This window comes from Algoriphagus litoralis (assembly GCF_003259255.1).
Classification (GTDB): domain Bacteria; phylum Bacteroidota; class Bacteroidia; order Cytophagales; family Cyclobacteriaceae; genus Algoriphagus; species Algoriphagus litoralis.
Window position 1 is genome coordinate 431,189 of the sequence record NZ_QGOL01000002.1, and the last position, 26,707, is coordinate 457,895.

At 43.0% G+C, this 26,707-nt stretch carries 21 protein-coding genes; 16 read left to right on the forward strand and 5 right to left on the reverse strand.

Annotation, left to right across the window (positions count from 1 at the left end; all coding sequences use genetic code 11):
• The first annotated feature begins 12 nt into the window (after positions 1-12).
• The gene (rbfA, locus tag DK188_RS01760; RefSeq protein WP_111669059.1) at positions 13-405 is read left to right on the forward strand and encodes a 30S ribosome-binding factor RbfA; all 393 of its coding nucleotides are present in this window, start codon (positions 13-15) and stop codon (positions 403-405) included.
• A gap of 10 nt (positions 406-415) precedes the next feature.
• Positions 416-1,642 (forward strand): FtsX-like permease family protein, encoded by a 1,227-nt coding sequence (locus DK188_RS01765; protein WP_232825635.1) that lies wholly within the window; start codon positions 416-418, stop codon positions 1,640-1,642.
• A 1-nt stretch (position 1,643) separates the two neighbouring features.
• Here the strand turns inward: DK188_RS01765 and DK188_RS01770 are convergent, their stop codons facing one another.
• The gene (locus tag DK188_RS01770) at positions 1,644-2,828 is read right to left on the reverse strand and encodes a tetratricopeptide repeat protein (RefSeq protein WP_111669061.1); all 1,185 of its coding nucleotides are present in this window, start codon (positions 2,826-2,828) and stop codon (positions 1,644-1,646) included.
• 103 nt (positions 2,829-2,931) lie between these two features.
• The gene (locus DK188_RS01775) at positions 2,932-6,414 is read right to left on the reverse strand and encodes a hypothetical protein (protein WP_111669062.1); all 3,483 of its coding nucleotides are present in this window, start codon (positions 6,412-6,414) and stop codon (positions 2,932-2,934) included.
• 170 nt (positions 6,415-6,584) lie between these two features.
• Here DK188_RS01775 and DK188_RS01780 point away from each other — a divergent pair, with 170 nt between their 5' ends.
• The 3 genes from DK188_RS01780 to DK188_RS01790 all read left to right on the forward strand — a co-directional run bounded on the left by DK188_RS01780 (position 6,585) and on the right by DK188_RS01790 (position 10,226).
• Entirely contained in the window at positions 6,585-7,181 is a 597-nt protein-coding gene (locus tag DK188_RS01780; protein ID WP_111669063.1) for a hypothetical protein, read from the forward strand.
• A gap of 54 nt (positions 7,182-7,235) precedes the next feature.
• Positions 7,236-8,363, forward strand: a complete 1,128-nt coding sequence (gene solA, locus DK188_RS01785; protein ID WP_111669064.1) for an N-methyl-L-tryptophan oxidase — start codon at positions 7,236-7,238, stop codon at positions 8,361-8,363.
• 75 nt (positions 8,364-8,438) lie between these two features.
• Positions 8,439-10,226 (forward strand): ABC transporter ATP-binding protein, encoded by a 1,788-nt coding sequence (locus tag DK188_RS01790; protein WP_111669065.1) that lies wholly within the window; start codon positions 8,439-8,441, stop codon positions 10,224-10,226.
• Here the strand turns inward: DK188_RS01790 and DK188_RS01795 are convergent.
• Positions 10,223-10,894 carry a methyltransferase domain-containing protein gene (locus DK188_RS01795; protein ID WP_111669066.1) on the reverse strand — a complete coding sequence of 224 codons (672 nt, stop codon included), beginning with the start codon at positions 10,892-10,894 and terminating at the stop codon, positions 10,223-10,225. The two genes, DK188_RS01790 and DK188_RS01795, sit on opposite strands and share 4 nt — an antisense overlap.
• A 156-nt stretch (positions 10,895-11,050) precedes the next feature.
• Here DK188_RS01795 and DK188_RS01800 point away from each other — a divergent pair, with 156 nt between their 5' ends.
• Both DK188_RS01800 and DK188_RS01805 read left to right on the forward strand, forming a co-directional pair.
• Entirely contained in the window at positions 11,051-12,421 is a 1,371-nt protein-coding gene (locus DK188_RS01800) for an exopolysaccharide biosynthesis polyprenyl glycosylphosphotransferase (RefSeq protein ID WP_111669067.1), read from the forward strand.
• Positions 12,411-13,346, forward strand: a complete 936-nt coding sequence (locus tag DK188_RS01805; protein ID WP_111669068.1) for a class I SAM-dependent methyltransferase — start codon at positions 12,411-12,413, stop codon at positions 13,344-13,346. Before DK188_RS01800 ends, DK188_RS01805 begins: the two co-directional genes overlap by 11 nt.
• Here DK188_RS01805 and DK188_RS01810 read toward each other — a convergent pair.
• Positions 13,336-14,250 (reverse strand): universal stress protein, encoded by a 915-nt coding sequence (locus DK188_RS01810; protein ID WP_111669069.1) that lies wholly within the window; start codon positions 14,248-14,250, stop codon positions 13,336-13,338. The two genes, DK188_RS01805 and DK188_RS01810, sit on opposite strands and share 11 nt — an antisense overlap.
• Positions 14,251-14,532: 282 nt before the next feature.
• On the opposite strand from DK188_RS01810, the gene DK188_RS01815 reads away from it, so the two are divergent.
• From DK188_RS01815 to DK188_RS01835, 5 genes are all read left to right on the forward strand, one after another.
• Positions 14,533-15,081, forward strand: coding sequence for a 2'-5' RNA ligase family protein (locus DK188_RS01815; protein ID WP_111669070.1), 549 nt, complete (start codon positions 14,533-14,535; stop codon positions 15,079-15,081).
• Positions 15,082-15,577: 496 nt separating this feature from the next.
• Positions 15,578-18,652 (forward strand): SusC/RagA family TonB-linked outer membrane protein, encoded by a 3,075-nt coding sequence (locus DK188_RS01820; RefSeq protein ID WP_111669373.1) that lies wholly within the window; start codon positions 15,578-15,580, stop codon positions 18,650-18,652.
• A gap of 27 nt (positions 18,653-18,679) precedes the next feature.
• Positions 18,680-20,212: a RagB/SusD family nutrient uptake outer membrane protein gene (locus DK188_RS01825; protein WP_111669071.1), complete on the forward strand. Its 1,533-nt coding sequence runs from the start codon at positions 18,680-18,682 to the stop codon at positions 20,210-20,212.
• A 212-nt stretch (positions 20,213-20,424) separates the two neighbouring features.
• A complete protein-coding gene (gene crtD / locus DK188_RS01830) occupies positions 20,425-21,885 on the forward strand; it encodes a 1-hydroxycarotenoid 3,4-desaturase CrtD (RefSeq protein ID WP_111669072.1) in 1,461 nt (486 codons plus the stop codon).
• A gap of 112 nt (positions 21,886-21,997) precedes the next feature.
• Complete coding sequence (locus DK188_RS01835; protein WP_111669073.1) at positions 21,998-22,351, forward strand: four helix bundle protein; 354 nt, start codon at positions 21,998-22,000, stop codon at positions 22,349-22,351.
• An 80-nt stretch (positions 22,352-22,431) separates the two neighbouring features.
• Here DK188_RS01835 and DK188_RS01840 read toward each other — a convergent pair whose 3' ends face one another.
• Positions 22,432-22,938 carry a regulatory protein RecX gene (locus DK188_RS01840; RefSeq protein WP_111669074.1) on the reverse strand — a complete coding sequence of 169 codons (507 nt, stop codon included), beginning with the start codon at positions 22,936-22,938 and terminating at the stop codon, positions 22,432-22,434.
• A 70-nt stretch (positions 22,939-23,008) separates the two neighbouring features.
• Between DK188_RS01840 and tpiA the strand changes: the two genes are divergently transcribed.
• The 4 genes from tpiA (at position 23,009) to recJ (ending at position 26,707) form a co-directional block, all read left to right on the forward strand.
• Complete coding sequence (tpiA, locus tag DK188_RS01845) at positions 23,009-23,770, forward strand: triose-phosphate isomerase (protein ID WP_111669075.1); 762 nt, start codon at positions 23,009-23,011, stop codon at positions 23,768-23,770.
• Between the two features lie 7 nt (positions 23,771-23,777).
• Entirely contained in the window at positions 23,778-24,605 is an 828-nt protein-coding gene (prmA, locus tag DK188_RS01850) for a 50S ribosomal protein L11 methyltransferase (RefSeq protein WP_111669076.1), read from the forward strand.
• A gap of 80 nt (positions 24,606-24,685) precedes the next feature.
• Positions 24,686-24,877, forward strand: coding sequence for a hypothetical protein (locus DK188_RS01855; RefSeq protein ID WP_111669077.1), 192 nt, complete (start codon positions 24,686-24,688; stop codon positions 24,875-24,877).
• A gap of 105 nt (positions 24,878-24,982) precedes the next feature.
• Complete coding sequence (gene recJ / locus DK188_RS01860) at positions 24,983-26,707, forward strand: single-stranded-DNA-specific exonuclease RecJ (RefSeq protein ID WP_111669078.1); 1,725 nt, start codon at positions 24,983-24,985, stop codon at positions 26,705-26,707.

The window sequence follows — 26,707 nt, forward strand, 5'->3', positions numbered from 1 at the left end:
CAAATACTTCACATGGAAAGCAAAAGACAACAAAAACACGCCAAGTTGATCCAAAAGGAACTTGGGGATATTTTTCAAAAGGAAGCAAAACATCTGATTGGCAAGGCCATGATCACGATAACCCGGGTGATGGTCAGCCCTGATTTAGGTTTTGCAAAAGTTTATGTCAGTTTTCTTCTGGCGGATCCCAAGTCTACCTATGAATTGATCAATGACCATAAAAAGGAAATCCGTCTTCACCTTTCGAAAAGAATAGGCAAATCTGTACGTGTGATTCCTGAGATTGCCTTCTTTCCGGATGATTCGGCGACCTACGCCCAATACATGGACAAAGTGATCTCGGATCTTAATATTCCTCCGGCTCCACCAGAGGAAGATGAAGAGGATGAAGAAGATGAAGCTTAATCCCTAAGTGTTGAATCCCAGTTCCTTCATAGCCGGCAGGTATTTTCGCAGTAAGAAAAAGCGAAATTTCATCACAGTCCTATCTATCATTTCTATGGTGGGTGTGGCAGTGGGCACTATTGCTTTGGTGGTGGTGATGTCGGTCTTCAATGGGCTGGAGGATTTGATCAGAAGCTTGTTTGCCAGCTTCGATGCCGAACTTAAAGTCGAGCCAGCAGCAGGCAAGAGTTTTTTGGCACCAAAAGAATGGCTTAGCCAAATTGAAAAAATTGAGGGAGTTGCGATTCTGACAGAAGTAATCGAAGACAATGCCCTCTTTGAGCACGATGGAAATCAGATGGTTGCTAAGATCAAGGGAGTCTCAGACAATTTTTTGGACCAGGAGCGATTTTCAAGAGGGTACTATTGGGGTGATACCTCATTGGGAACTGACATCCGGCCAGGAGCGATCTTGGGTAGAGGCGTGGGTTTCTTCCTTTCGGTAAATCTCGAGGAAGTTAATTCCACGTTGAAAGTCTTCTATCCCAAAGCGCCCAGATCTGCAGCCAGCATAGATCCAAGCCAGATGTATGCCTCAGCGCAACTCGAGCCCCGTGGTTTTTTCAGTATCGAGCAGCAATTTGACGATGGATATGTCTTGGTACCGCTGAATTTTACCAGGGATTTGCTCAACTACGGAGAAAAACGAACTTCGCTGGAAATCAAAATCCAAGAGGGGTACGACATCCAAGAGGTACAGAAAGCCTTGAAAAGTCACCTTGGACCTGATTTTATTGTCAAAAATGCGGATGAGCAGCATGCTGGTCTTATTCGTACGGTGAAGTTGGAAAAACTCTTTGTTTTCCTTACCCTCACCTTCATTTTGGCCATAGCTTCCTTTAATATTTTTTTCTCCCTGAGCATGCTGGCTATCGAAAAGAAAAAGGACATCGCCGTCCTGAAAGCTATGGGTGCAAAAGATCGGCTGATCCGGGGTATTTTCCTTAAGCAGGGGGCTTTAATTGCTTTCAGTGGAGCATTGATTGGTCTGGTGTTGGGCTACCTTATTGTATTGGCACAAGATACTTTTGGCTTGGTTTCGCTGGGGATTTCTTCTGCGGTAGTAGATGCTTATCCTGTGCGTATCGTACTTTCCGACTTTATCTACATTAGCATAGCAGTGATTTCGATTACTTTATTAGCTTCTTGGAGGCCTGCAATCATTGCTTCTCGGGTGGATACCGTCAGGGAGCTTTGACTTATTTGCATACTTTTTCCCAAGCAACTTTTGCCTCCTCCATTCCCAGATTGATTGCTTTCAATAGGTCCGAGCAGGCCTCTTGGATTTTTCCCAGCCGCTGTAGTGCGATCCCTCTATGGTAAAATCCTGAGGCAAACTCCGGATCCAATGAAACGAGTACCGTAAAATCTGCCACTGAAGCGTCCAGGTTTTGACTGACATAGCGGGATTGACCCCTTGCCAGATAGTAGTCGGGATTTTCAGGCTCAAGGTTGATGGCCTCCGAATAGTCACTCTCTGCCAGCTTCCAGTTTTTCAATCGATAGTGGGTTTTTCCCCGATAAAAAAAAGACTCCGAATCCTCAGCATCTAGCGCAATGGCTGCTGTAAAATCAGCTATGGCACCATTGAAATCGTCATGATTCATTCGATAGAATCCCCGCTGCTTGTAAGTCTGTGAATTTGCTGCAGAGTCAGCGATCACTTGATCCAGTTGCTCTTGAAGCACTTCATCTCCTCCCGTTTTCACGAGTGCGATACCCTGTTTGGCGGGCAGATGATCCGGGTCCAATTGAAGTGCGATCTCATAAGCTTCGATAGCAGGGATGTTGTCTCCCAGTCTGGCAAGTGCCCGCCCTTTTTCTGCATGAAAATCAGCAATTTTAGCATTCAGCTGGATAGCTTCCTCCAGGTAGAGCAGTGCAAAATCATATTCCTCCAGTTCAATACTGCAAAGCCCAAGATGGTAGTAAGCTTGTTCCTTACTGGCTGTTTGGACAGTTGTAATCCCGGAAATAGCATTGTCGCCTGGGCTTATTTTGTACAGAATCCGGGTCGTTTCTCCAGATGGTGTTTTGATGAAGTTTTCAAAATCAGTTATCGCCTCTTGATAGTGTTTCAGGAGATATCGGACTCTTCCCCGCTCAAAAAGCGCCTCTGCGTGAAGGGGATTCAATGTCAACAGGGCATTGAAGTCACTCAAAGCTCGATCCAGATTTCCCTGGTTTTCATAGGCCAAACCTCTGAGCCAAAGTGCTTCTTGATCTGTTGGGTGAGATTGGATCCATTGGTCAAAAAGAACCTGAGCCTCTACCCATTTCTGGTTTTCAAAGGCAAGTTGACCAGCGAGGAATTCATTTTGATTTTGGGCCGATACCCCATTTCCAAACAGTAGAAACAGCAGGCTTAGGTAGATTATTTTCAAGAATAGTGGAGTTAATAGAAGGGGATAAAACTTCAGGTGAATTTATCAAATTAGTTGAAAATCAAACAAATTTTTGGGAATTGAAACTAAAAATTCATCCAGCTTACCCCTCTTTTTTGAATCCTTTCAACCCGGCAAATCCCTGATTGAGGAATGAATACAACGTCCCCATTATCCCCAATCCTCCGGTAAGGTATGCATAGGCTTCATTGAAAAAAGTCTTGTCAAAGAGTCCTACCAGCGCCACGCAGATTAAAACAAAACTAATCACTGCTGTCTGGATGGTGCGTACGTTGCCGTATTTCTTCTCATAGGCACCAAAGCTGGCCTCCTCTTCCTCTGTGAAATGTTTCAAAATATAGAGTCGAAATACAGAGCTGAAAAGTCTCCATTCTATCCAGCCATCCGTCGATTCAGCATAAGACCTAGGTACAATGATTCCCTTTTGGGCAAGATCAGACATGGTGTCTTTGCGCGCAGGATTAAAGAAGCCTTCCTTGGCATAGGAAGCACAGACTAATTTTTCTTCAAAACTCAAATCCGACCAAATATTGGCATAGAATCCCTTGTTTCTCTTCAGTCGAGCAAGCACTTCTTCCTCATTTTTCAGAGGGCCCTTTTCAATATCCTCAATTTCGATGACGCTGAATTTGAAGTCGGCAAAAGCCTCCGAAAAAACGCTTTTCTCCCGATCTGATTTCAGCTGAGCAAAGAAGCTTTTCCAGAGCGTTCCCGAGTAGATCGTCAATGATTTGCCAACTTTTCTGAGCTGTGTGATGGTCTGAATCAGATCATATGGATTTTCTGCGCAGTGGAAGTTGATAAACCTATAGTGCTTCAGCGGACTGATGTATTCCTCAGAAAACTTCTGAAACTTAAAATCAATTTCCACGGTGTTAGGATCAGCTGGAGGAATCTGAGTGGAATTGATACAGCAAATAAATCGCGCATGATTTTCCGGGTCTGGACTGATTTTAGCGCTGGGTTTAAGATTGAAAAAAATGCTGTTTTGAATCCACCTGATGATGATGAAAGTGATCAAGACCAGAAAGCCAAACGCAAAATACCAAACAGGATTGCTGCTAAAACCCGTGGAGGTACCTTCCCATGCTTTTTGAATTACATGCTGATCTGCAGAAATGAAATTTTGGATTTTTGGATCAAAAGGATCACTTATCGCAGCCATCATATTTCTACGAGTCAACTCGTATTTCCCAACTACAGGTCCGATTTCGTGAGCCGAAGCCTCTGTATGCTTCCAAATCGCACTTTCAAATTGCTGTGTCTTTGATTGTATCAGATAGCCGGGTAAAAAACCGATCAGAAAAAACCAAAGCACCAAGTATGCACTAAGTGTGGACCTGGGTGACTTTAGCAGATTCAGAATCGCAAAAGAAGATTTCCTAGGCTGAAGGAAGGCCCAGCCCAACACGATCAACAGGCTGCTCACGAAAAGAATAATCATCCCTGGAATCAGATGAGTAAAAACAGAAAGCACCACCACCAATACGACTAAGTAAATACCTGCCAAGACAATAAGTTCTACGGATACTTTACGAGTCAGCCGTATCTCCGCCAGCTGTGCACTTGCCAGATTCACCAGTGAAATATTCAGTGAGGTAAAAATCAAGAGGGCGAGGGTGGAGATTGGATTTAAATTTTCACTGATCAAAATCCAACATAACACTGCAAAAATCAGCAGATACCCCAGCATGAGGTAGTTAAGTCGGGGACGATTTTTTTCATTGGGTACCAGCCATTCAAAGAGAAAAGATTTAAAACCCTTGCTGCTCGATCCGGATCGGGTAGACCATTGCGCAAAAAGGGTAAACAGGAAAAAGAAAAAATAAAAGCTCAGGAAAATTATCCCTTCCAAGGTCGTCAGCGCTGAAAAGGCGTGGAAAAGGTTGGTGTTGACCAGGAAAACTTGCCAGAGGATTTGGTCATAGTCGGAAGTCTCGATGCGGCGAAAGATGGCGTCATATTGGTGTCCATTGAGATAGAGCGGCACATGGAGAATAGTAGATTCAGGTATTTCTCTGTTGTTTTTGATCAAGCTTGAGACCTCTTTCCATTTATTCGGATTGATAGACTCGCTCAAATTAGAAACCAAGGACTCTACTTTTTTGCTTTTGAAGATCACTTTACCATCTTCCTTAATCAGAAGGATGCGATGATCCTGATCCAATTTTGGGTCAATCTTCAGTGAAAAGGTCACTGCATTGATATCTCTAACCGGAGCCTGGAGGTCCTGATAAGCAATGACAGATTCAAGTTCACCTGTTCCTCTGCTATAGTGAGAGTCTAAAAAAGTGGATTTTTTTTCCCTTTGAACGTAGTATTTAAAATAGTCCCTTTCGCTCAGGTAAATGAATGAGGGATTGTCCTGAAACTGGATGTAAATGGGGTCAGATCCATTCTTTAGATGGAAAGACATCTTCTTCACAAATCCTGTAGCATAGTCGATTTGAATCAACTCGTTGGTGTAGGCCGGAATCCTGATCCCAAAGGGGTCATACCAGAATTTAGACAGGGATTCAAATTGGTTCAGGTTGGATTTTAGACTTTGCGCAGAGTTTTGGATTTCATTTTTGAGAATTTTTTCAGGAATTGGTCGATTCTTAGAAAAAGAAAGCATGAAACCCATCATGACTGCTATAGTCATCAGTGACAGTCCTACATGAATGATCCTGGATTGGGTCATCTGATCTCCTCGCCCCATTTTGACTACTGCCAATATGGGCACTGAAGCGATCAATAGAATAAGCGTAAAGAGTAGCGTACTCAGCAAGTTGAAATTGATCCGCAATCCTACCGTCTGAAAATAGTCGGTGTCATACAAACCCACGAAGTAAAGTCGGTTTGGCCCGAGGTAAATTGGATTCGCATAGGCTTTGAATTCTCGCCCGTCTAGAAAAATCTTTGAGATAGTAATGCCTGAATGGCTTATCCCAGTCGTATCTCGGCTGAGGGGCTTCGGTTCAAAAAGTAAATTACCTACCGATTCTTTGGGAAAAATTATGGTTCCTTTGGAGTTGGTCAGGTAGAATTTTTCGAAAGTAAAATCATTGGCGATCAACTTGCCAAAAAGCTCGCTGATCGGAATGTCAAGATCCATCAATACCACGGAGCTTTGGGTGGGACGACCTGAATAGCGGGGGTTGTTTAATACTGCTTGCCAGAAATCATCCCTGTAAAGTGCCGGAATCTCGACAGGTTGATTTTTTACTTTGACTTGGGTACTGTCAAGGATAAACTCCAAATCAGGGAGATTCTCAGCTTCTAAAATTCTGAGATTGGAGACTTTAGGCCTGAATCCAGCCAAAATTCCTTGGACTTTTTTGGCATTTTCCGATACGATTGGGTTGGGAGAGCGGAGGAATGCCTCTCGGAGGAGATATCCTTCCACACGCTTTAGGTAATCCGGCAGGGCGGTCTGGATATCTTTGCTCAGGCTGGATATGCTACGGATGTGCTGTAGCTCCAGTTCCTTCTGATTGTTGGTAGACTGGACAAAAAGTAAAATGCCGATGATTCCAACTATTGGTAGGAGGAAAAGCCAGATTTTAAAAGCTTTTAGTTTCATAGCTCAAAAAAGACAGAAATAAATATACTATTAATCAATTGATAATCAATAGTAAAAACCCTGAGTCAAGATTTTTCGATTTGCCGTTGAATTTGCTTTATTTGACAATTAAGGCATGTTTATTGTTAAATCGAGGAAAATCTTACTCATCCTTAATCTACCCCCTTAAGATGATCAAATCGGTATACTTACACTTAGCACTCTTTCTTTTAGGCATTTCTGCCGCTTTTGCACAAGATTCTACCGCCACCCAAAACTCCCTCCGCTCCGGCACCATCACCAGTCAGTTTGATTACATCTATCGCGTTTCGAATAATTTTCAGGAGTATGAAGTGGTAAAAAAATCGAATCTGGAACAGCTCAAAGCCAATGTCTTGGATTCCATCCGGACGATGTCCAAGGAAGTATCCGATCTTAAAATCCACATGTCAACCCTAGATGATTCTGTGGTTATCGTGAAGGACTTACTCGCTGCGGAGATCGAACAAAAAAATCAGGCCATCGCCGACCGGGACAATTTTTCATTCCTCGGTATGGGAATTCAGAAAACCGCCTATTCCTCCATAATGTGGGTAATTGTGTTGATTCTTGCAGCAGCTTTATCCTTTTTTGCCATGCAATATTTCAGAAGCTCGAGCAAAATCTCCAAGGCACAGAAAGATCTGATAGATGTGCAGGAGGAATTTGATCAGCACAGGAAAAATACGCTAGAGCGGGAAAGAAAACTCAAACGAGAGCTCATCGATGCTCAAATGGGAAAAAGTTAACCCACTGCCGAAGATTTTCTTCGGCTATTTTTTTGACTGAATTATCTTGCAGGTATGACAGAGCAAAGAGTTAATTACGATGTGGCAGTCATTGGACTCGGGGCTGTAGGCAGTGCGGCTCTTTATCATCTGAGTAAATCAGGCAAGCGAATAGTTGGCTTGGACCGTTTTGAGCCGCCACACACTTTAGGATCGAGCCATGGAGAAAGCCGGATCACTCGGTTGGCTGTAGGAGAAGGAGAAGACTATGTGGCACTAGCTAAGCGATCTCATGAAATCTGGCAGGAGATAGAAGCACTGACTGGCCAAAAAATCATGACTAAAACATCGGGAATCTTGATGGACTCCGGGCTTCAGCCTTGGGCAAAGTATGGTTCGGAGGGATTCTGGGACAGGACCGTAGCCATAGCCAATCGACAAGGTATCCCGCATGAAACCCTGGATTCAGATCAATTGAAAAAACGATTTCCCGCCTTCCTCCATAGCGACTCTGGAAAAGCATATCTGGAGTTTGAAGCAGGGTATCTACGACCTGAAACCGCCATTCAGGTTCAGTTGGATCTGGCTAAAAAAAACGGTGCGAAATGTCTCTTTAATTCACCCGTTGAGGAAATTACTTCTAGCGAGAAATCTATTTTGATCAGAACTGAGAATCTGGAAATCCACGCAGAACGGGTAGTGTTGTGTGCTGGAGGATGGATCAAGGACTTTTTGCCACAGGCGGAGAAAACCTCCTTCAAAATCTGCCGGCAGGTGCTCCATTGGCTGAAGATCGAACCCGAAACGATCGACTGGAAAAACTATCCGGTGTGGATGTGGGGCTTTGGTCCCCAGCCCGAGGATTTTATCTATGGGTTTCCATCTTTGGATGGTACTTCTGTCAAAATGGCCTCGGAATCATTCACTGACTCTCTACATCCGGATCGACTGGACCGGACAGTGAGCCGGGAGGAGCAGGAGCTTTTCTGGAAGGAAAAAGTCGAAGGCAAAATCTTTGGATTGAGACATGAGTTTGTGAAGTCAGTAGTCTGCTTCTATACCGTGACCGAAGATGCCCGCTTTGTCATCAAAACACTTCCTGGAATGGAAAATGTTTTAATCGCATCTGCCTGTTCGGGACATGGTTTTAAGCATTCCACTGCATTGGGTGAGCGACTTGCCCACACCCTGCTCGACTTGTAGTGGCTGTGGCTATCATTTTTCTGTCATTTATCTTACTAAAGCCCTACTTTTGCGCTCTGAACACCACAAACTAGAATGGCCAAAAATCGAGGAACTGCGCTGGAGCCTGAGGAGAAACGAAAACTGAATAAGCAGAATCTAAGTAAACTAGGGGGTATTTTTAGGTTTTTGATGCCCTATAAGTTGGCATTTATCTCAGGATTGGTTTTCCTGCTTTTTTCTTCCCTTACCTTGTTAACCTTCCCTTTTGTAGCGGGTAAGCTGATCGATACGGCACAGGGTAGTACTTGGATTGTAAATGATGTCAACTCCATCGCACTGATCCTGATCGCCATATTGGCCGTTCAGAGCATTTTCTCTTTTTTCAGGGTTTGGCTTTTTGCTTTGGTCTCCGAGCGATCCATGCGTGATATCCGTCAGCAACTTTACAGCAGGCTGGTGCGGCTTCCGATGACTTTTTTTGATAAAAGAAGAACAGGAGAATTGATCAGTAGAATCACAGCCGATGTGAGTCAATTGCAGGATACCTTTTCGACTACCCTTGCCGAATTGTTTCGGCAGGTCGTCACGCTCATAGCAGGCATTGGTTTTTTGCTTTTCAATACGCCCAAGTTGACGGTATTTATGCTGGGGACTTTTCCGGTTCTGATTTTGATTGCCATGTTTTTTGGCCGCTTTATCCGCAAGCTTTCCAAAAAGACACAAGACGAGTTGGCCGCAGCTAATGTGATCGTAGAAGAAACGCTGCAATCCATCAGCACAGTGAAGTCTTTTGTAGGGGAAGCATATGAGTCTGCCAGATATGGAAAAGGGCTCAATGCCGTGGTAGGAGTGGCATTGACCACCGCTAAATACCGGGGTGCATTTATTTCTTTTATCATTTTCGCCCTATTCGGAGGAATCGTGGCCGTGATGTGGTACGGAGCCAGTCTGGTGGCAGAAGGTCAGATGAGCGTGGGTGAATTGGTTTCTTTCGTGCTCTACACCACATTTATCGGAGGATCCATCGCCGGACTGGGAGATATCTACAGTCAACTTCAGAAAGCAATCGGTAGCTCAGAGCGAGTACTCGAGATCATGGACGAAGAGCCGGAGTCTGAAAGTGGGGATTTATCCACTCATTTTGAAGGGAAAATAGAGTTTGCAGAGGTGGGATTCAGGTATCCTACCCGACCAGAAGTGGAGGTGCTGAAAAACGTCTCCTTTCAGGTCGAATCCGGAGAAAAAGTTGCCTTGGCGGGGCATTCTGGTGCAGGGAAGTCGACCATAATACAGCTTTTGCTTCGTTTCTATGAAACAGAAAAAGGCTCAGTTAGGATTGATGGCCGGGATGTGAAGGATTGGGATCTGAAAGCTTTGCGAAGCAAAATCGGAATTGTACCGCAGGAGGTCTTGCTCTTCGGAGGATCGATTCGAGAAAATATAGCTTATGCCAAACCCGGTGCCACAGAAGAGGAAATCATTCTGGCAGCCAAAAAGGCAAACGCTTGGCAGTTTATTTCTCAATTTCCAGATGGACTGGGGACCTTAGTAGGTGAGCGGGGAGTGAAACTCTCAGGGGGACAGCGACAGCGTGTGGCCATTGCCCGTGCTATTCTTAAGGATCCTGCGATCCTCATCTTGGATGAAGCGACCTCATCCTTGGACGCTGAATCAGAATCCTTGGTCCAGCAGGCCTTGGATGAACTGATGAAAGGAAGGACTACCCTTATCATTGCCCATCGACTGACTACCATCCGCAAAGTGGATCGAATCTATGCGCTAAGCGAAGGCCGAATCGTGGAGCAAGGCAGTCACAAAGAGCTGCTGGCGAATGATGGTGGTTTTTATGCCAATTTGGTCCGCCTTCAATTCGCGGATTAGCGGAGATTGTGTGCTGTCAGCGATTTGGTCATTCCCATTACTTTTTCTTTTAGGAGCTTGGATTTTGGGAAAAGCTGAGCCATTTCTGTTTGGTTGAGCAATCTGATTTCGTCTAGATATTGCTGGGCAGCACTGGTCTCCCACCGCTGGAACCGACTCAGCTTTGTTTTGGTCAGGAGGAATAAGAGAAGACTTTTAGGCATGTACTGGGCAAAGGGAATGGCATAGTGGGCTTCTATAGGAAAATACTTGTTTGGGGTCTGGATGAAATATTTTCTACCCACCCGTTGAATCTCACGGGCCATTTTTTGCTGATTTTCTATAGTGTAGAGATGCTCTATCACTGAATTGGAGAAGACCAGATCAAATTGTTGATCCTCAAAATCCCTCATGTCCGTAGCATCTCCGATCATGGAAATGATGTTCGGGTGAGTGGTTTTTTCGAGGTGAAGGTTGAGCAGGGTGATTTCTACTCCAGGGATATTCGGGATTTGGCTGGTTTTCCAGAAATAATCCGTACCTCCGACATCCAGAATCGAAATAGGCTTTTCGGGATTAAAATTTTTGAAGAAAAGTTTTTCAAATTTTTTGGTTCGCTTGGCCCGGAATTTGGCTCCCAAAGATTTGGGGTGGTCCGAGGAGGCAAAAAGATCGTTTATTATACTCATTGAGAAGAAGTCTTCATTTGGCTGGCACAAATAAATTCAAAAGTAAGCAGCTGACAGAATTTCTTTCTTAATTTTAGGTCGCAAAACTTTAAGTTTAATCTAAAGTATCGTCTGGTTTTTACTTTCTATAGACAGATCTAGTTTGAAAATATTTTTATGAAGAGAAGATTCGACACTTATTTTCCCTGGCTTTTTACTGTCAGTGATTTTCTGGGATCTCTTTTGGCTTTGCTGATAGCCAATGTTTTACTTCAACTTGCCGGAGTATTTGATGGTGCAGGGCTTTCCGCATTTCTTCCTTTATCTGTTCTTTGGCTTTTGATCTCTTCCTTGAGAAAGGACTACAAAATTGGCAGAACTGATGAGTATGAGCATACGCTGAAAAATCTTTTGGCTACGCTTGTTTGGTTTCTAGGAGCTACGGCTATTTTATGGACACCACTTCAAAATGGGAATTTCCGCTGGATTCAGTTGGCTGGTTTAGGGCTAACAATGCTGTTTTTGATGGGAAGTTTTCGGGTGATGGTTCATATGCTTCTGCGTGAGTATCGCGCCAAAGGCAACAACTATCGGAATGCCGTGATTGTGGGAAAAGGAAGCACTAGCCCCAAGCTGGCTGATGTTTTCAGGATCAGAAAGGATTTTGGGATCAACTTTTTAGGTTATTTTGATGATCAGGCGGACTGTAATCAGACCCGTGGAGGAATCAAGGACTTTTTTGGACAGGCGCCAAATCTTGATCTTGATTTGATTTACATTCAGGAGCAGCTGGAGCCGGCACTTGTCAAGCGAGTCATAGACTTCGCTGACGAGAATTACATTAAAGTCAAGATGATTCCAGGAGGAAGTTTACAGCTTGAGAAGAATCTGTCGTTTTCGAAATATGGAGATTTCTTTGTCATCAATGTCAATGAAATTCCGTTGGATAATCCACTAAACAGCATTGCCAAGCGGACCTTTGATGTTTTTTTCGCTGGATTGGTGACCATTTTTATTCTTTCGTGGCTGATTCCTTTGGTGGGAATTCTGATCAAACTGGAGTCAAAAGGCCCTGTTTTTTTCATTCAAAAGCGGAATGGTGTCAACAACAAGGTGTTCAATTGCCTCAAGTTCAGATCCATGACACCGAATGATTACGCGGATACCCAGCAGGCCACCAAAAATGACCCCAGGGTCACGCGAATCGGTTCGTTTCTGAGAAACTCTTCCCTGGATGAAATGCCTCAATTTTTGAATGTCTTGACTGGTGATATGTCCATCGTCGGTCCTAGACCTCATACGATTCCGATGAATCAGACCTTTAAGACTCAAATCGAACGCTACAATTCCAGACATAAAATCAGACCAGGAATCACCGGATTAGCTCAAGTGAGAGGATATAGGGGTGAAATAGAAAACTCACACCAAATCAGATCACGCGTCAGATTGGATTATTTTTACATCAACAACTGGTCATTTTTTCTGGATATGGGAATCATGATCAAGACGATTCACGAACTGGTTTTCAATCGGGAGAATGCCTATTAATTCCCAGACAGCATGTAAGTTTTGTGGAAGTTCTGAGCTGAATTCGTTCCATGCCAGTGAACGCATGCTGGGTTTGGGTGGTGATTTTACCTATGCAGACTGTTTTTCCTGTGGATCTATTCAGCTTCTGACCATTCCAGAGGATTTGTCCCCGTATTATCCTTCCGGGTATTATTCATTCACCCAGTTGCAACTTTCCAGTTTCAAAACTCGATTACTCAAATCGCTTCGGATGCGGGCATTTCTTGATTTTGGGATCGCTTGGAAAGCTCCGATGTACGGATATTGGCTTAAGAAACTAAGACCGAGACTTGCAGACCGCATTGCGGATGTAGGCTGCGGCAATGGACAGCTTCTCTACGAACTGTATGCGGGTGGATTTTCTGATTTGCACGGGTATGATCCCTTCATAGCAGAAGAAAAGCAGCTTGCACCTGGGCTGAAACTCTGGAAAAAGCGACTGGAAGAAGCAGATAGTAAATTTGACGTGATTATGATGCATCATGCTTTCGAGCACATGGAGCATCCCGATGAGATATTAAAGGCCTGCTTTGAAAAGCTTAATTCAGGAGGACAGCTTTTGATCCGCTGTCCGGTGGCAGACAGTGTGGTCTGGAAAGAAAGCAGAGAACTCTGGGTGCAGTTGGATGCTCCAAGACATCTCATTATCCCCTCTGTAAATGGCCTAAAGCTGAAGGCTGAGCAAATTGGGTTTAGCTTGCAGGAGGTGGAATTTGATTCTTCTGATTTTCAATTTTGGGGTACTGAGCTATACAGAAAAGGAGAAATACTCGATGTAGGTAAAGTCTCTAAATATTTTTCTACTGAGGAAAGACTTGCCATGCAAAAGAAAGCCCTCCAATTGAATCAGGAGGGCAAAGGGGATCAGGCCTGTTTTTATTTCCGGAAACCAATCAAAGCTTAAACAGCGCATCGAAAAATCCCATAGTTTCGCCTTTTTTCTTGAAAATGAGCATGGGAAGCATCTTATTGGCTGAAATGAGTTTCTCGGCCGTGCTCCCCAGAAGAATCGCCGCAGAGCTGGTTCGACCTCTAGATCCAAGCAAAATCAGATCGGCATGGACTTCATGTGCAAATTCTAGAATCAAGGCTCCCGGATTTTTGCCTTCGTTCAGGATCAACTCACATTCGAGATCAGGGTGATTGTGTTTGGAGACAAATTTTTTGAAATCTGCTTTGGCATTTTCCTTCATTATTTCTGCAAATTCTTCGAAGGATTTGCCTGTTTTGGAATAGCCCTGAGGAACCTCATAAAGGTGAACAGGAACCAACTCAGCATGCAATTCATCAGAAATCAACTCTGCAAATTCATAAATTGGGTGGTTGTGCGAAGAAAAATCCGTGGCGATAAGGATTTTCTTAGGAAACTTGATCGGTCGTTTTTCTTGCACCAATAAAACTGAGCACGGTGCTTTTTTTGCAACTCCGTCGGCCAAGACGCCATTGCCGGGCATGGTGTCTTTTCTGCCCATGATGACCAGATCCACATCTTTGATCTTAGCCCATCTGAGGAAAGTATCTAGGGGATGGTTTCCCTCTTCTACAAAAACCTCCGTTTCGATTTCCTTTGGGAAATTAAATTCCTTCAATTTATTCTCCACCATTGCTTCGATCGACTCGTCTGTAGGAGCGACTAGATCTGGATATTTTTCGAGGATTTCCGAAGGGATTTCAAGATTTTTTCCGACATGCACGAAATAGCATTTTTCTATACCTAAAAATTTTACAAATACTGCCGTCTTTTTGATCAGGATATCATCCATCTCTGTCAGATCCAGCCCAATCATGGCTTTAGAAAAGAATTTCATAGGTTTATACGTTGTTTATTAAAGGTCCTTCTGACAAAATTAGCTAGCATATGGTTCCTCGTTGGAATGAAGATCCTGCCAACTCTAGATCCTATCAAATACTGGGTTAATTATCCTCAAGTTAAAATATAGATTCAGAAAATCGAATAGATTTTTTTAATTGAGGCAGTATGGGTGTTTCGAGGTTAATTTTAAGTGATGAACTACGGCTTAAATGTTTTGATCAATGAGCCGATATCCTGTCGATGAAGTTTACTGTCTCTGCAAAAAGAAAACCTGCATATGAAAATCATCCAAAAGTACTTTCTGGCTTTGATACCTCCGCCGGAAGTTTTTCAACAGGTACATCACATCAAGCTTTTGATTCAGGAACAATTTGGGATCAAATACGCGCTTAAATCTCCACCCCATGTGACCTTGAAGATGCCATTCAACTACAATGAGGCCAAAGAATCGGTCTTGGAGACAAAACTTACGGGATTTCTGAAGGACAAAAAATCACTGAACCTTACCATCAATGGGGCTGACACTTTCGGAAAACGCGTCATTTTTTTGGCAATTACACCGACTCCGGAGCTTATGGACTTGCAGTCTTCCATGAAGATTTTTTGTAAAAGAGAACTGAATCTTGTGGATGAACTGAGTGACCGCAATTACCATCCTCATATGACAGTTGCCTTCAAAGACCTCAAGGCTGCTCGGTTTGATGAAATATTGGATTTGGTCAAAAGAGAAAGTTTCCAAACCAGCTTTTGTGTGGATAGTGTATCTATTCTCAAGAGATCGGCACAAAAATGGAATTTGCATAAAAATCTAGCCTTTCTTGGGTGATTTTTTGACTAAGTGGTGATTTTTAGCCCCGATTGTGGAAAAAATTGCTGGAATTATCAAAAAAAATCAGAATGTAGAAAATTTGGAGTTTTTTAGAATGACTTTGCTAAGATTTTGAGAATCTAGATTTTGATTTTTCGATTTTCAAAATAAAAATGGGTTTTTGCGATAATTGCCAAATATTATCCAATTATTAAGGTTTTGTTATCTCAAAAAGTTTGAATTATTTAATTGAATATTTCCAAGAAACAGACTTTTGGCGTGAAAAAATATTTAATTAAAGAATTTTATATCGAATAGTATCTGTAGGACTATAGTTTAATTACGCCTTGAGGACTTTACTTAAGTAAAAGTAGTTTTAATTTTTTCAAAAGCCTAAAAAGCCAAATAAAATAGCGTTTAGAACGAGTATGAGGCACTTTTTAAGATTTGTTTCCTTGCATCATATCCCCTCATATTAGCTTCCTGAATGTTAAAAAAACTAAATCAATTACCTATGAAGAAAGTTTTATTAGGCTTTGCATTGAGTTTTCTGACCATCGTGTCGGTACTCGCGCAATCCAAAACGATCACTGGTAGGGTAACTTCGGCTGAAGAGCCAGAGGGCATACCAGGCGCCAGCGTGGTGGTGAAAGGCACCACTCAAGGAACAATCACGGATCTGGACGGATCCTATTCCATCACTGTTCCAGATAACGCATCTACCCTTGTTTTCAGCTTTGTTGGCTACCTTACCAAGGAAATGTCAATTGGCTCCAGTTCCGTGATCAACGTGACAATGGACACCGATGTCAAAGTCCTCAATGAAGTAGTAGTAACAGGCTACGGTACTCAGGAGCGAAGAGAAATTACTGGTTCTGTGACTTCAATCAGTAGTGAAGACATCGAAAACTTGGTTACTCCATCTTTCGAATCTCAACTAGCTGGTAGAGCGCCTGGTGTTCAGGTAACTACCCCAAGTGGAATTTTGGGTGCAAGACCAATTATCCGAATTAGAGGTGTAAACTCTTTGACTGCCAGTGCTAGCCCATTGATTATAATCGATGGAGTGCCAGTGGTGGATGATGATAGATCATCTGTAAACTCTTCAAATCCTTTGGCGAATATCAATCCTGCGGACATTCAGTCCTATGAGGTTTTGAAGGATGGATCTGCAACTGCGATCTATGGTTCAAGAGCGGCTAATGGTGTGATTCTCATCACTACCAAAAGAGGTTCTACTGGAAAAGCTAAGGTAAGTTACAGTACCTCTATGGGAATCAATGAAGAAGTTAGCCGTTTTGAATTGTTAAACGGAGATCAGTTCGTGGAAATTGCTAATGAGAAAATAACCAATGTTAACCCAAATGCAACTACAAATGCAAGAGAAGGTGTAAATACAGATTGGCAAGATCTAATTTTCAGAAAAGGCTTTACGCAACAGCACAACCTTTCAATTTCAGGTGGTTCTGAAGCTACGAAATATTTCTTTTCACTAGGTTTCACGGATCAAGAGTCTCCTATTGTAGCAAATGATTTGAAGAGATATTCTTTTAGAGCAAATATCGATCATAGTATTTCGAAAGCTGTAAGAATTGGAACATCACTTTCTTATTCATTGACTGAAATTAATGGTCTTAATAATGGTTCAAACTCACTTTCAGGAGCGATATACAATGCAACTAGAGCTTTACCAAACGTTCCAATCTATGATCCAGAAAACACCGCATTTGATGGCTACAATGTAACTGCTGATGGGGCGACAACTGGATTTGGCAATAACCTAGCAGGTCCAGATAACAATATTCCTAATATTGGATTTGTACTAGATAATAACATTTACAGAAGCCGAGCACATAGATTACTTGGTTCCGCTTATGGTGAGGTTGATATTGCGACTGGTTTGACCGCTAGAACACAAATTGGTATTGATTTGACTCTTGCGGATGATTTCCAATCACTTGATCCGAGACACGGTGATGGTCGTAGTACCAATGGATCTGTATTTATGGCGTATAATCCAGTTTTCAGATGGAATTGGCAGAATACGTTGAATTACCAAACCGTAATCGCAGACGATCACAATTTGAATGTTACTGCTGGTTTGGAATATCAATTTACCAACTACTATAATTTCTCAGCACAAGGAACTGACCTATCTGACAACTTCTATCGACTTCAAAACCTTATCTCTGGTTCATATAACAACCAGTTCTCAGGTGGAGGATACTCTGAGCAAGGATTTGACTCATACTTTGGTAGATTTAATTACAGCTACAAAGGAAAATATCTGGCGTCATTTACAGTAAGAAATGATGGTATCTCTGACTTGATTGGAGACAATAAGCGTGGCACCTTCTTCGGGGGTTCAGTAGGATGGAGAGTCTCTGATGAGGAGTTTTTTAACTCCGAACTGATCTCTGATTTAAAATTCAGAGCATCATATGCTGAGGTTGGTAATACAGGTATTGATGCATTTGCAGCCTTTGGTGGTTATTCTCCAGTTTTAGGTGGTGCTGGTGCTGGTATTGGTTATGCACGAGTGGCCAACGGTGCCCTACAGTGGGAAACTTCTAAGAAGTTTAACGTAGGTCTTGATATGACCATCGGTAAAGTGACCATTTCTGCTGATTATTTCACGAACGATGTGGATGGTTTGATCTTGGCAGCACCTACTGCTCCTTCATTGGGTATTCCTAATAACGAAATTAATCAGAACGTAGGGGCAATGGTGAATTCAGGATTTGAATTGAGAGCTTTTGCCAATGTGATCAACAAAGGTAATTTCTCTTGGAACACTGATTTCAATATCACTTTCATTGAAAACGAAGTAACTAATTTGGTTCAGCCATTGACTAACACCTACAACAGAACAGAAGTTGGTGGTCCTATTGCCCAGCTTTATGGATTCACTTGGGCTGGTGTAAACCCAGCAAACGGTAACGTGATGTACTTAAGCGGTGAAAATATCGTGCAGTTAGTGGGCGCGAATACCTGGAGAGCTTATGATCCAAATGATCCTTCAAATACCACGACACCGGGTTCTGCACCGACACAATCATTCTTGGGCAATACACTTCCTAAATGGCAAGGAGGATGGAGTAATACGTTCAAATTTGGAAATTTCGATGCTGAAATATTTACTCGATTCTCAGGCGGGAATTACATCATGAATGAGTCAGTAAGAGGATTATTAGGACTTGGTTTCTCAAACAATCATGCCTCTATCTTAAACAGGTGGACTGAAAGTGGACAGGTTACGGATATTCCAAGACTATATTCTGGAAGAGATGCAAATACTTGGCAAAATTCTGCCTCTAACAGCAGATTTGTTGAGAAAGGTGATTTTGTCAGAATCCAAAATATCGTAATTGGATATACTGTTCCTGCTGCTGCATTACAATCTGCCTTTAATGGAGCTGTGACTAATGCAAGGTTTTTTGCTCAAGTTCAGAACCCATTCACTTTCACCGGATATTCTGGATTGGATCCTGAGTCTAACCAATTCTCTGGTCAAAGACAGTTCGGTGTTGACTGGAACGTAGCTCCAGTAATTAGAACGTATACCTTGGGTCTAAACGTTGGATTCTAATTTTATAATCCTAAACGAAGAATTAAAATGAAAAAGTTTTCTATAAAAAATTTCAAACTTATCCTAGCCGGAGCGGCTATGATTGGTGTGGTCAGTTCTTGTGAAGTAACTGAATTAATTCCAGCTAACCTGATTCCTGATTCTGAAGCTTTTGGTACAGCTGCAAGAATTGAATCAGCTGTGCTAGGTGTATATGAATCAGCACAGAGAGGATTTTATAACGGCTCCGTTGTTAATGGTCGTGGATACCCATTTGGAGCAGCCAATGTGGAGCAAGGCGACATGAGAGGTGAGGATATGTATAATGACCAAGCCTTTTATGAAATTACCTACACAAATGGCTACAATCCACAAACAGCCAATAACAATGGGATGTGGATATCGCTCTATCGAATGATTAACCGGGTCAACATTGTTTTGGAAAATCTGGATCCTGCAGTAGAAAATGGGGTCCTTACATCTGAACAAGCCAATTCTTACCGAGGAGAAATGCTGTTTTTAAGAGCTCTTGCTCATCATGAACTATTAGTTCATTTTGCAAGACCTTATTCTGATGATCCTTCTTCAGCAGGTGTTCCTTACCGAACTTTTGCGATCAATGACGTGCCAAAAGTCCCTGAAGGTGAGGCTGTTGGTAGAGGTACTGTTGGCGAGGATTATACACAATTACTTGCTGATCTGGATGCCGCTGCAGTAGCGTTTGGTTCAGGTGCCGGTGATGTATCTCGAGCAAGTTATGGTTCTGTAATTGCATTGAAGACTAGAGTACTTTTGCACATGGAAAGATGGGCTGATGTGGTCGCTGAATTTGATAAGATCAAAGGTCTTTATTCTGTGACAGCAAACCCAGCACTTCCTTTCAGGGGTGGAAGCAGTTCTGATAACATTTTCTCTTTCATAAATTCCGAAGGTTCCAACGGAACAGTAAATGGTGCTTTACCAGCTATGTATGGTAATCCTGCTGATGGTGGACGTGGGCTTGTTAAAGTATCTCCAATTATCTGGAGAGCAGATTTCTGGCATCCTGAAGATTCTCGAAGAACTGAGCTGACGAGCAGGAATGCAACTGGAATTTATACTGCAAAATACATTGATCCTGTTACTCGTACTGATCCGAATGTTATTTTGAGATTCTCTGAAGTAGTGTTGAATGCAGCTGAAGCAAATGCTCAATTGGGTAACCTTGATGCGGCAGTGGCATTATTGAATTCTGTAAGAGATAGGGCTTTACCCGAATCCGTTCCTAGCTATACAGCAACTGGTTTGGGTGGACAGTCTGGTCTTTTAACTGCTATTTACAATGAAAGAAGAATTGAGTTTTTAGCTGAAGGAAGAAGATGGCCAGATATCCACCGGCTTTCAGGTGCGGGTATTATGGATGGAATTCCACCAAAAGCTGCCTCTAGGTCAATCAATAACATTGATTTCTACACCACTGACAGAGCGATCACATTTGATCATTCATTGGAATACAGTAGTAATCTATTTGTTTGGCCTATTCCATTAGTCGAAATTCAGACAAATTCTTCTGCTCCTATTGAGCAGAATCCAGGGTATTAATTTCTCATAAGGTCTAAGTTTAAATGTCCGGTTCCACTTCGGTGGGATCGGACTTTTTTTGTTTGTATCCGATAAAATTGAGAAGGCCCGGAGTTCAGTCTGACTCAAATATCTATCTTGCCTTTCAGACTTTAGGTGTAAAAGACTGGAATTAAATCCCAAAAAAGAACAAACTCCTAGCTCTCCTTTTGGTTAATAGCAAACAATTAGCAATGAATAAAAAAGCCCTAGTCATCGGTTCCGGTATTGCCGGCATAGCAGCCTCCATCCGATTGGCTATCAAGGGATACCACGTGGAGGTTTTTGAAGCCAATGCTTATCCCGGTGGAAAACTTTCGGAAATAGTATTAAACGGCTACCGCTTTGATGCCGGACCCTCGCTTTTTACTTTGCCGGATCAGGTAGAAGAGCTTTTCAGATTGGCGGGAAAACGTCCCGAGGAGCATTTTGAATACCTGAAATTGGATGTGGCTTGCCATTACTTTTGGGAAGATGGTAAACGGCTGAAGGCTTGGTCCGATATCAACCGTTTTGCTGAAGAAGTAGAATCCAAACTTGGCGAACCTGCATCCCATATCCGTGAGGCCTTAAAGCGATCAGCGTTTATTTACAATCATTTGGCGCCGCTATTCATGCATCGCTCCTTACACAAGTTTGGCACTTGGACCAATCCTCAGGCACTCAAATCCTATTTGAGAATGGGTAAGCTCGGGATTTTTTCAACCATGAATAAAGCAAACGAAAGGCAGTTCAGTTCACCCAAATTGGTTCAGCTGTTCAATCGATACGCGACCTACAACGGCTCAAATCCCTACGAGACGCCAGCCACGCTGAATATCATTCCGCATTTGGAGTTTAACATTGGGGCTTTTTTTCCTAAAAAAGGAATGCATGACATCACCATGAGCCTTTACCACCTAGCCCTTTCACTCGGAGTGACTTATCATTTCGACAGTCCTGTTGAGGAGATTTTGGTGGGAAATGGAAAGGCCACTGGAGTTTTGGTAAAAGGGAAAGAAATCCCAGCAGACATTGTGGTCAACAACATGGACATGGTCAACGCCTACAAGACCATTTTGCGGAAGCAAAAACAGCCTAAGCTCCTATTGGAACAGCCCAAATCAAGTTCAGCTCTGATTTTTTATTGGGGGATAAAGCACGTTTTCCCGGAATTAGACCTTCATAACATTCTGTTCAGTGAGGATTACCAAACCGAGTTTGATCACATTTTCAAAAAAGGAACAATTTATCAGGACCCATCAGTCTACATCAATATTACTTCGGTCTATAAAAAAGACGACGCTCCAGCAGGCTGTATGAACTGGTTTACGATGATCAATGTGCCCAACAATCAAGGTCAGGATTGGGATGTACTCATCGCTGAAGCTCGTAAAAACATCATTTCTAAAATCAATCGAGTTCTGAAATCTGATATTGAGCCGCTGATAGAGGTGGAAGAAATCCTTGACCCAAGGTCCATCGAATCCAAGACATCTTCCGCCCAAGGCGCATTGTATGGCAATAGCTCCAATAATAAATTTGCGGCATTCCTGCGGCACTCTAATTTTTCCTCAGAAATCAAAAATCTCTACTTCTGTGGGGGTTCTGTGCATCCCGGTGGAGGAATTCCGCTTTCGCTGCTTTCTGCTAAGATTATGTCGGAAATGATATAGTCAACGGTCCACAGACTACGGTCCACAGCAGTTTAAGGTATAGTCATTGGTTTAGAGAAGGCTCTCGGGTTTTAGATTTTTCTTTTTTAAATTCAAGAATAACTTTTTCACTATGGCTTTTAAATTTGAAGAATTACGGGTTTGGGAACTGTCCATCAATTTGGCAACTGAAATTAATCGGTTGGTCAAAACCTTTCCTTCGGAAGAAAGATTTGTTCTGGCTTCTCAAATTCAACGCGCAGCAGATTCAGTGGCATTAAATATTGCAGAAGGTTCTACCGGACAATCCAACGCAGAATTTAAAAAATTCCTTGGGTATTCAAATCGATCTGCAATTGAGGTGGTCTGTTGTCTTCATCTCGGTTGGAGAAGAAACATAATTTCGGATGAATCTTTCTCTAATCTATATTCTTCCTATGAGGTATTGATAGTTAAAATTCAAGCCTTAAGAAATTCAATAAACTAGGAAAAATTGATGAATCATGACTTAAAGGTCAATAGTCCTTTTAACATGCTGTCGACTGTGGACCGTGGACTGTTGACTACTTAACCTTTCTGCAAACTAACCACAGCTTCCTGTACCAAATCCTGCTCATAGCCTCGGCTCATGAGGTATTGGATCACTTTATACCGCTTTTTGAAATGGTCTTTTTCTAAAGTCTTTTCCCATTTTTTTTCAGCTTGAGTCAGCAGCGAATCGTAATATTCATCAGGGTCAATCTCCGAAAGCCCATATTGAATGCATCTGGGGCTGATGTCCCGCATCTTCAGCTCTTGGATTATCCGATTTCGTCCCCATCGTTTGATTCGGAATTTGCCGCGGGCAAAAGCTCTTGCATAGCGCTCTTCGTTGAGAAAGTCATCGGAAATCATTTCCGAGATCAGTTCTTCTGCAGCGTTTCCTTTTATCCCTTTCTCATACAGTTTGCGGCGCACTTCCCACTGACTTCGCTCCTGGTAGGCACAGTAAGTCTCTAGTTTTCCTTTAGCTTCCTCGAGTGACCAATACTTTTTTGGAGCTTGATCTGGGTTATATTTTCCCCAACCGGACATTTTTGGTAATTTTAAGCCAAAGTACCCTTCCTTATTCTTTTTTCAAACCTCTCTAAATTTTAAACCTATCATGCGTAAAAAAATCGTTGCCGGCAACTGGAAGATGAATTTGACCTTTGACGAAGGCCAAAAACTGACTTCCGAAATCGTGAATATGTACAAAGATGAAGCAGTGAAAGATGTCATCGCTGTCTTGAATCCTCCTTTCCCACATATTTTTCCGGTAAAAAAACTAATTGGTGATACCCCGGGAATCGCCTTGGGTTCTCAAAACTGTTCCGAGAAAGAAGCCGGTGCTTTTACGGGTGAAGTGTCAGCCAAAATTCTCGCATCCTTTGGGGTGAACTATGTGATCCTAGGCCACTCTGAGCGAAGAGAATATTTCAAGGAAGACAATGATTTGCTTGCCGAAAAAGTGAAGCAAGCGCTTTCAAACGGCTTGACGCCCATTTTTTGCTGTGGTGAATCTTTGGAAATTCGTGAGGCAGGAACCCATGAATCCAATGTGAAATTCCAATTGACAGCAAGTCTTTTTGATTTGAGCCCAGAAGAAATGGCCAAAGTCGTGATCGCATACGAACCTATCTGGGCAATCGGTACAGGCAAAACTGCCACAGCGGATCAAGCACAAGAGATGCACGCAGCGCTGAGAAGACATATTGCTTCAAAATACGGGAAAGATTTGGCTGATAGCATCTCCATCTTGTATGGTGGAAGTGCAAATCCGGGAAATGCGAAGGAGCTTTTCTCAAAGCCAGACGTAGATGGCGGCCTGATTGGCGGTGCATCGCTTAAGTCCAGAGATTTCCTGGAAATCATCAAATCATTCTGATCACTACATGGATTACCTGGAGTTTAAAATCAAGTGCCTGGATGAATTTCAGGAAATCCTCATAGCCGAATTGGCAGAGATCGGCTTCGATTCTTTCCTCGAAAATGAGGATGGAATCGATGCCTACATTCTCGAATCAGAATTTGATCGGGGAAAATTCACCGCGGTGATTTCAGACTATCAAGAGGCAGGGCAAATCACCTTCAGTGAAGGCCTCATGCCCAAAGTCAACTGGAATGAGGAGTGGGAAAAAAACTATGATCCGATAGCAGTAGAAGACCTGGTCTATGTGCGGGCGTCTTTTCATGAGCCTAAGTCGGGTTTCAAGCACGAGATCGTCATCAATCCAAAGATGTCCTTTGGGACAGGTCACCACGCCACCACTTTTCAAATGCTTCGTCATCAGGGAGCACTGGACCACAGAGGCAAAAGAGTGCTCGATGTGGGCTCCGGTACAGGAATATTGGCGATCATGGCTCATCTGCTTGGAGCAAGGGAGGTAGAGGCTTTTGACATCGATGACTGGTGTGTGGACAACGGAAATGAAAACTTCGACCTAAATGGTCTGACTACCCGGATGGGTTTGGGTACGATCCGACAGGTTAACCCAGTAGGACCTTATGAGATCATCCTCGCTAATATCAATAAAAACGTCCTGCTGGATGAACTGGGCATTTATGCTGCTCTTTTGACTCCCGGGGGACATTTGCTCTTGAGTGGTTTTTACACGGAAGACAGTGAAGATTTGCTGGAAGTGGCCTCACCGCTGGGACTTTCATTACTCGACAAATCCTCCAAGGATAACTGGGCTTCCTTGATTTTGCAGAAAAACTAAAAAGTGATAAGGTTTCCTTGGGATTGATTCCAATAAAGCGGAAGTTTTCATCCTAAGTTATTCCTGTCCCAACTAGAAAAATGAACGAACTGATTCTTTACGCACTTATTTTTCTCTTCCTGATCGGCCATTGCCTTTTGGCGGGAAAGATGTATCGTGCTGTCCATCAGGACCCCGGCTTGAGTTTCAGGGAAAAAAATGACTGGAAACTAAAAGCGTTGATTTTTCCAGGCTATTTCTGGTTTCAGTACTTGAAACAAAAACAGGCCTAATTCTGCCAATAAGGAAACTTTTTGACCTATTTATCCGCTAAAAAGAGATTACCCAAACCAATCTGCAAGCGGCATTCATCCCGTTTACTTTTGTAATTTAGCCACATGGAGTACGTCTGGAAACAAAAACCCAAAGCTTCGCAAGAAGCAATCGAAAAACTCGGCAAAGAAATCAACGTGAATCCCACTTTGGCCAATATGCTGATCAATCGGGGCGTAGAGAGTTTTGATCAGGCAAAAGACTACTTCCGACCTAGCCTCAGCCAGCTACATGATCCATTTCTGATGCAAGACATGGAGGCAGCAGTTCATCGAATCCATCATGCAGTCCTAAATCAGGAGAAAATTCTCGTGTATGGGGACTATGATGTGGATGGTACCACCGCGGTAGCGCTGATGTACAGTTTTTTGAAGACGTTTTATCCGAATGTCGATTTTTACATTCCCGACCGATACAAAGAGGGCTATGGAATCTCCGAGCGAGGAGTAAGAGTGGCTTCTGAAAATGGGTTTTCATTGATCATAGCACTTGATTGTGGGATCAAAGCCATTGACAAAGTTCGGCTTGCATCAGAACTCGGTGTGGATTTCATCATCTGCGACCACCATACTCCGGGAGATGAGCTTCCAGCTGCCGTAGCAGTCTTGGATGCCAAAAGAAAAGACTGTCGCTATCCATACAAGGAGCTGAGCGGATGTGGAGTAGGCTTCAAGCTAATCCAAGCCTACGCCAAATTCGCCGGAATTGAAGAGTCCAGTCTGTACAATTACCTCGATCTATTGGTTGTGAGCATTGCGGCGGATATCGTACCGATTTCAGGAGAAAATCGGATTTTGGCTTACTACGGACTAGACCGGATCAACAATATTCCCCGGCCAGGACTGAAAGCACTTATTCTTCAGGCCAAAGTAGAGAAGGAAATTCAGATCTCAGACATTGTCTTCAAAATTGGACCACGAATCAACGCTTCCGGAAGACTTGAGCATGCGAAAGCTTCCGTGGAACTTCTCATTGCCCCAAACCTCGACGAAGCCATCGAGCGCGCCAAGCTCGTCGATGAAGTGAACTCCACCCGTAGAAACTTCGATGAAAACATCACCAAGGAGGCTTTTGAGATGCTAGCCATTCGGGAGGAAACTGCGCAGTGGAACTCCACAGTGCTGTTCAAGCAGGATTGGCACAAGGGCGTCATTGGTATTGTGGCGAGTAGATGCATTGAGAAGTATTACCGCCCTACCATTATCCTTACAGAGTCCAATAACAAAGCAACAGGAAGTGCTCGCTCGGTCGTCGATTTCGACATCTATGAGGCGATTGCAGAATGTGCAGAGCTTTTGGATCAGTTTGGAGGACACAAATATGCCGCAGGTCTGACCCTTTCGGTGGAAAATGTCCCTGCATTTCAGGAGAAATTTGAGCAGGTAGTTCGGAGTAGAATAGAAGAAATCCACCTCAAACCGGTCATTGAAGTGGATGATATATTGCTTTTGGATCAGATCAATTACAAGTTTTATAATATTCTGAAGCAAATGGCCCCATTTGGCCCTGGAAATACAGAGCCTGTTTTCCGTATTTCCAATGTTTTTGCCGATGAAGTGACCGTCTTAAAGGACAAACATCTACGTTTTAAAATCATTCAGGACGGACAGGTGACTACCCCTGTCTGCTTGGGATTTGGGATGGCAGATCGGGCAAAAGACCCTGATTTGACTACTGTAAATATGCTTCGAGGGAAAATGCGCTGCGACCTGGTGGTAGAAATGCGGGAGAATTTCTTCCGGGACAAAAGCAGCTTGCAACTCTATGTGAAAGACATCAAATTTGACTGA